The organism is Photobacterium profundum (assembly GCF_003026285.1).
Taxonomy (GTDB): Bacteria; Pseudomonadota; Gammaproteobacteria; order Enterobacterales; family Vibrionaceae; genus Photobacterium; species Photobacterium profundum.
The window spans coordinates 1-1,357 of the sequence record NZ_PYOD01000039.1; the positions used below are offsets into that span (position 1 = coordinate 1).

Annotated in this window: 1 protein-coding gene and 3 tRNA genes; all 4 read left to right on the forward strand. The window is 41.7% G+C overall.

Annotation, left to right across the window (positions count from 1 at the left end; all coding sequences use genetic code 11):
- The first annotated feature begins 51 nt into the window (after positions 1-51).
- The 4 genes from C9J48_RS27575 (at position 52) to C9J48_RS27590 (ending at position 1,353) form a co-directional block, all read left to right on the forward strand.
- Positions 52-127: transfer RNA gene (locus C9J48_RS27575), tRNA-Asn, on the forward strand.
- A 254-nt stretch (positions 128-381) separates the two neighbouring features.
- Positions 382-1,008 carry a glutathione S-transferase family protein gene (locus C9J48_RS27580; protein ID WP_107281306.1) on the forward strand — a complete coding sequence of 209 codons (627 nt, stop codon included), beginning with the start codon at positions 382-384 and terminating at the stop codon, positions 1,006-1,008.
- Between the two features lie 134 nt (positions 1,009-1,142).
- Positions 1,143-1,218 (forward strand) — tRNA-Phe (locus tag C9J48_RS27585).
- Between the two features lie 59 nt (positions 1,219-1,277).
- Positions 1,278-1,353: transfer RNA gene (locus C9J48_RS27590), tRNA-Asn, on the forward strand.
- The last annotated feature ends 4 nt before the right edge of the window (positions 1,354-1,357 follow it).

The window sequence follows — 1,357 nt, forward strand, 5'->3', positions numbered from 1 at the left end:
TGAAAATCCTCGTGTCGGTGGTTCGATTCCGCCTCGAGGCACCATTACAATTCCCTTTTAGTTCAGTTGGTAGAACGCCGGACTGTTAATCCGTATGTCGCTGGTTCAAGTCCAGCAAAGGGAGCCACATTAAAAAGCCTCGTCTTCGGACGAGGCTTTTTTTATACCTGCTATTTGTCATTATTCCCCCCTTTGAACCTCACTATACTCACTCTATAAAGTTCACTTACGCAATATTCAAAAAAAACATAATTTTAAGGGCATAGGTAAGCAGAAGAAGCCATAAATCTCGCTTTAGTCTTACCAATGTAAATTTTTTCATCGCAGTTTCGACTACGGTTAGTAAGAGTATTAATCTTGCTACCAACTCAAGGATGACCAATGATCACCTTATATGGCTACCCTCGATCCCGTTCATTACGTGTTTCTTGGCTACTTGAAGAAAGTGGCCTTGATTGGCAATACCATTTAGTTGATTTAATGAAAGGTGAACATAAATCGCCAAATTACCAAGCTCTCAGCCATCAAGGTAAAGTCCCAACCCTTACAGATAATGATATTACCCTATGTGAATCATCTGCTATTTGCTTTTACATTGCTGAAAAATACGTACCACAATGGATCCCTAAGCCCGGCACCACAGAGTCTGCGCTTCATCATCAATGGGTCAGCTTTATTATTTCAGAGTTAGAGCAACCATTATGGAGCATGGGTAAACATAAATTTGCCCTACCTGAACAGATTCGATTACCAGAAATGCTTGCCGTCGCCAGCTGGGAATTTAAGAAAGCCGCCCAAACAGCCGAAGCTTGGTTACCAGATTCTGATTATGTAATAGGCCGCTCACCCAGCATTGCTGATATCCTTCTTGCCCACACCCTTAATTGGGCAGTCAAATTCGAGCAAAAATTACCCACTAAACTCGAAAAATACCGCCAAAAGCTAAACCAACGTCCAGCATTAATGCGCGCATTGAACAAAGAGCAACAAGCTTTAGGTGAGCACTAGAAAGTGATTTTTCGGTATTTACGAGCCAAACAAGTTTAAAATTCCACCAATCAGTGCAAAAAAACAAAAGTTAAACATTTTTCTCAAAAAAACCATTGACGAAACAGCCGAAAACCTTTTTAATGCGCTCCGTTGCCTCGATAGCTCAGTCGGTAGAGCAGAGGATTGAAAATCCTCGTGTCGGTGGTTCGATTCCGCCTCGAGGCACCATTATTTCTTTTAGTTCATTAGAATATAAGAAATACGGTGCAAGCAACGAAATAGACAATTCCCTTTTAGTTCAGTTGGTAGAACGCCGGACTGTTAATCCGTATGTCGCTGGTTCAAGTCCAGCAAAGGGAGCCAAATT

Bases quoted from the DNA above. Each gene is read 5' to 3' on its own strand.
- C9J48_RS27580 (WP_107281306.1), top strand. From the start codon at position 382: ATGATCACCTTATATGGCTACCCTCGATCCCGTTCATTACGTGTTTCT.